We start from the raw sequence: 4,254 nt of genomic DNA, 5'->3' as shown, positions 1-4,254 counted from the left end.
GCGGCCAGCCACTGCATGTCGCGGTCGAGCCACAGGGTCAGCGAGCCTCGCGCCTTGAGCGCGGCGTTGTACTCGGCCCAGTTGCGTGTCTGGTAGCGGGTCTTACTGGTGGCGCTGGCTTCACTCATGGCCCAAGGTTACCTGCTTCCGGGGTGTTTGTGCAACAAAGCCGAGCAAACCCAGACCGGCGCCCAGGTGGTGAACGAAGCGCGCGACGCCATCACCACGCTGCTGGCCAGCGCCGACAGCATCGGCCGCCTGATCGAGCGCATCGCCTCCGACGCGCGCAACGGTGCCACCGGCATCCGCGACATCGAACAGGCCACCCGGGGGCTGGACCAGAGCACACAGCAAAACGCGGCCCTGGTGGACAAGACCGCCGCCGCCGCGTCCACCCTGCGCCAGCACGCGCAGGCGCTGGCGCAACGGGTGTCACAGTTCAAGCTGCACTGAAGCGCAACGGGCCAAGGGGCAGCCTCAGAAGCCCAGCCCCTGGCCCGCACCCAGCAGCGTGGCAACGCCCAGCACGGCAAAAATGCCAGCGGCAATGCTGTGTACCAACTTCATGGGGATGCGATTGGCAAACTTGTCGCCCACAAACACGGCGGGCACATCGGCAATCAACATGCCCAGTGTGGTGCCTATTACCACCAGCACGGGCGTGGCAAATTGGGCGGCCATCGCCACGGTGGCAATCTGGGTTTTGTCGCCCATTTCGGCCAGAAAGAACGTGACCAGCGTGGCGCCAAACACACCCAGTTTTTGCGCCACCTGGGTTTCCTCTTCCTCGATTTTGTCGGGAATCAGCGTCCAGATGGCCATGCCGATGAACGAGGCCCCCAACACCCAGCGCAACACCTCGGGGGTGAGCACCGAGGTCACCCACGCCCCCAGCGCACCGGCCAAGCCGTGGTTGACCACGGTGGCAGCCAGAATACCGAGGATGATGGGCAGGGGTTTCTTGAAGCGCGCAGCCAGGATGAAGGCCAGTAACTGGGTTTTGTCGCCAATTTCGGCCAGAGCCACCACGCCGGTGGAGATAAGCAAAGCTTCCATGAAAGAACACGGTTCCAGGGCCGGCAGGACAGCAATGACCGCGCACTTCCCCGGCCCAACCGGAGGTGCGGCGGTCAAAGGTCTTGCCAGACTGGTGCTCAGTTGCGAACGCCATGACCCTGTGGGCCAAGTGTGTTGACGTTCGCCCCCGCACGCGTGCAGGGCGGCTACTCCCCAATGACGGGGCGGATTGTACCGTGGGTGTCAGGTGGTGTTGAATAATGCGGTATCACATCCCAAGGAGCGAAATTCATGCACTACCAGGCCCCCGTCAAAGACATGCTGTTTGTCATGGAACACCTGGCCGACCTCCCGGCCCTGGCCACGCTGCCGGGGCTGGAGGAGTTTGACCTCGACACCGCCAGCGCCGTGCTGGACGAATCGGCCAAATTCTGCCAAGACGTGGTGGCACCGCTCAACGCCACAGCGGACAAACAGCCCAGCCGCTGGCAAGAGGGCGAGGTTTACACCTCGGCGGGTTTTCAGGCCGCGTACCGGCAATTCAGTGCCAACGGCTGGCAAAGCCTGAGCCACCCCACCGAGTACGGCGGCCAAGGCCTGCCGCAACTGCTGACCACCGCTTGCCACGAAATGCTGCACGCGGCCAACATGTCGCTGGCGCTGTGCCCGATGCTGACCGACGGCGCAGTGGAGGCGCTGCTGACGGCGGCCAGCCCAGCGTTGCGCCAAAAATACGTGCCCGCACTGGTGGCGGGCACCTGGGCAGGCACCATGAACCTGACCGAACCGCAAGCGGGTTCCGACTTGGCGGCCATACGCGCACGGGCCGAACCGCAACCCGATGGCACCTACAAGGTGTTTGGCACCAAAATTTTCATCACCTACGGCGAACACGACCTGACCGAGAACATCATCCACCTGGTGCTGGCCCGCCTGCCCGGTGCGCCTGAAGGCGTGCGCGGCATCAGCCTGTTTGTGGTACCCAAGTTTTTGGTGCAGCCCGATGGCAGCTTGGGTGCGCGCAACGATGTGCAGTGCGTGGGCATCGAACACAAACTCGGCATCAAAGCCAGCCCCACCGCCGTGCTGCAATTTGGCGACCACGGCGGTGCCATCGGTGAACTGGTGGGCGAACCCCACCGGGGGTTGGAATACATGTTCATTATGATGAACGCGGCGCGCTTCACCGTGGGCTTGCAAGGCGTGGCCATCTGCGACCGGGCCTACCAACAAGCGGTGGCCTACGCACGCGAGCGTGTCCAGTGCCGCGACTTGGGTGGCTCCAGCGGGCCGGTGACCATCATCCAGCACCCCGACGTGAAACGCATGCTGCTGACCATGCGGGCCAGCACCGAAGGCGCGCGCGCCCTGGCCTATGTGGCTGCGGCCAGCAACGACCAGGCCCTGCACGCCCCCGACGCTACCACGCGCCGCCAACAGCAGGAGCTGTACGAGTTTTTGGTGCCCGTCATCAAGGGCTACTGCACCGAAATGGCCAACGACATCACCAGCTTGGGCGTGCAAGTGCATGGCGGCATGGGCTTTGTGGAAGATACCGGCGCAGCACAGCACTACCGCGATGCGCGCATCCTGGCCATCTACGAAGGCACCACCGCCATCCAGGCCAACGACTTTGTGGGCCGCAAGACCGTGCGCGACGGCGGCGCGCTGGCCAAGCGCCTGTGCGCCCAGATCGCCGCCACCGAACACGCCCTGCACGCCCGCCAGCACGACGACTGCAGCGTGGTGGCACAAGCCCTGCAACAGGCGCGGCTGGCGCTGGAAGGCTGCATCGATTTCATCGTGGCGCACGCCAAGGCGCAGCCCAAGGTGGTGTACGCCGGTGCGGTGCGCTACCTGCAACTGACTGGCCTGGTGCTGTGCGGCTGGCAGATGGCGCGCGCGCTGCTGGTGGCGCTCGAACAGCAGCCGCACGATCCAGCGTTCTTCACCGCCAAAGTGGTGACGGCGCGCTTCTTTGCCGAGGCCCTGCTGCCGCAGGCACAGGCCTGGGCCGCTGCGGTGCAACAAGCCGGCGGCAGCGTGGAACGCATGACAGCGGACATGTTCTGAGGCGGCACACACCCGCACCAAACATCGGGGTCACTACACAGCCGTCTGGTGCGGTTCTTGCTTGCACCAGTGCGCGTACCATTCCACATTTCACCAGAAACAAACACCATGCCGCCACGCCAGAAACAGAGTCTGCGCACCCAGTTGTTGCTGTCGGTCGTCACGATCGTGCTGCTGGGCTTTGCCATCACCTTCACGGTGCTGACTGTGCAGGCCAGCCGCCTGCAACAGGAACAAGCCAACCAGTACGCGCAGGAGCTGGCCCGGCGCCAGGCGGCACAGGTCAGCGCCACGCTGGACGAGGCCATGCAATCGGCACGCGTGGTGGCCCACGCACTGGGCGAGCTCAGGGCCAGCGGCCAGGCCAGCCGCCAGATGGCCAACGCCATCCTGCAAGGCGTGCTGGCGGGCAACCCGCGCCTGCTGGGGGTGTGGTCGGGCTGGGAGCCCAATGCCTTTGACGGCCAGGACGCCGCTTTCGCCGGTCAGACCGGGCACGACCAGACGGGCCGCTTCATTCCGTACTGGAACCGGGGCAGCGGCCAGATTGGGGTCGAGCCGCTGGTGGACTACGACAAGCCCGGCAACGGCGACTACTATCTGCTGGCCAAGCAAGGTGGCCGCGAGGTGCTGATCGAGCCCTACATGTACCCCATCGCGGGCAAGAACACGCTGATCACCACTTTGACATCCTCCCCGTCCTAGCGGACGGGGATTCCTGCTGCCAGACGGCGATGCCCCGCCGCGAGAATGTTCCGTGCCGCGTTCACGTCCCGATCATGTGTCGTTCCGCACTCGCTGCACGTCCATTCCCTTATTCGCAAACCCGCCCTACCTTTCGGACTGCTGGCGGGTATCACCCCGCAGCACGAGCAAGTCTGGGTTGAATACGCTTCGTTCACGACCTCGAACACCACACCGGCCTGATGGCTCTTTTGTTCCAACATGGTTTTCAGCATGGCCCAGCCCGCGTCCAACGTGCTTTTGGCCATGGTGGTCTTGACCAGCTTGGCGCTGGCCACGTCGCCCACGAAGATGGCGGCGTTTTTTTGCACCATCGTGGTGCTGAATTTGTGCAAGTCGTTCTTGCGCTGATTTTTGATCTTGGCGTAGATCGCCTTGACCCGTTTTTTCTTTCGGGCGCGCTGCGCTTTGGCCAGTTCC

5 protein-coding genes, 1 pseudogene and 1 riboswitch are annotated in these 4,254 nt (G+C 64.2%); of the genes and pseudogenes, 3 read left to right on the top strand and 3 right to left on the bottom strand.

Going from position 1 to position 4,254, the window contains the following annotated elements:
* Positions 1–128 (bottom strand): annotated as a pseudogene (locus tag CON76_RS04700) (IS5/IS1182 family transposase); the annotation flags it as partial.
* Here CON76_RS04700 and CON76_RS04695 point away from each other — a divergent pair.
* On the top strand, positions 127–453 hold the full coding sequence (locus CON76_RS04695) for a chemotaxis protein (RefSeq protein ID WP_101102200.1): 327 nt from the start codon (positions 127–129) through the stop codon (positions 451–453). The pseudogene CON76_RS04700 and the gene CON76_RS04695 sit on opposite strands and share 2 nt — an antisense overlap.
* A 24-nt stretch (positions 454–477) precedes the next feature.
* On the opposite strand, the gene CON76_RS04690 is transcribed toward CON76_RS04695, so the two are convergent.
* A complete protein-coding gene (locus CON76_RS04690) occupies positions 478–1,056 on the bottom strand; it encodes a TMEM165/GDT1 family protein (RefSeq protein WP_101102199.1) in 579 nt (192 codons plus the stop codon).
* 16 nt (positions 1,057–1,072) lie between these two features.
* A riboswitch (yybP-ykoY riboswitch) is annotated at positions 1,073–1,244 on the bottom strand.
* A 64-nt stretch (positions 1,245–1,308) separates the two neighbouring features.
* Here CON76_RS04690 and CON76_RS04685 point away from each other — a divergent pair.
* Complete coding sequence (locus CON76_RS04685) at positions 1,309–3,090, top strand: acyl-CoA dehydrogenase (protein ID WP_101102198.1); 1,782 nt, start codon at positions 1,309–1,311, stop codon at positions 3,088–3,090.
* A 108-nt stretch (positions 3,091–3,198) separates the two neighbouring features.
* On the top strand, positions 3,199–3,795 hold the full coding sequence (locus tag CON76_RS04680; RefSeq protein ID WP_101102197.1) for a cache domain-containing protein: 597 nt from the start codon (positions 3,199–3,201) through the stop codon (positions 3,793–3,795).
* Here the strand turns inward: CON76_RS04680 and CON76_RS13520 are convergent.
* A partial coding sequence (locus tag CON76_RS13520) for an RNA-guided endonuclease InsQ/TnpB family protein (protein ID WP_145995333.1) occupies positions 3,792–4,254 on the bottom strand: 463 nt, incomplete at its 5' end. The genes CON76_RS04680 and CON76_RS13520 overlap by 4 nt on opposite strands.

It is taken from the genome of Macromonas bipunctata, from assembly GCF_002837135.1.
Classification (GTDB): Bacteria; Pseudomonadota; Gammaproteobacteria; order Burkholderiales; family Burkholderiaceae_C; genus Macromonas_A; species Macromonas_A bipunctata.
Note: the sequence above shows the minus strand (reverse complement) of the source record. Positions and strands in the feature narration are given on the sequence as shown.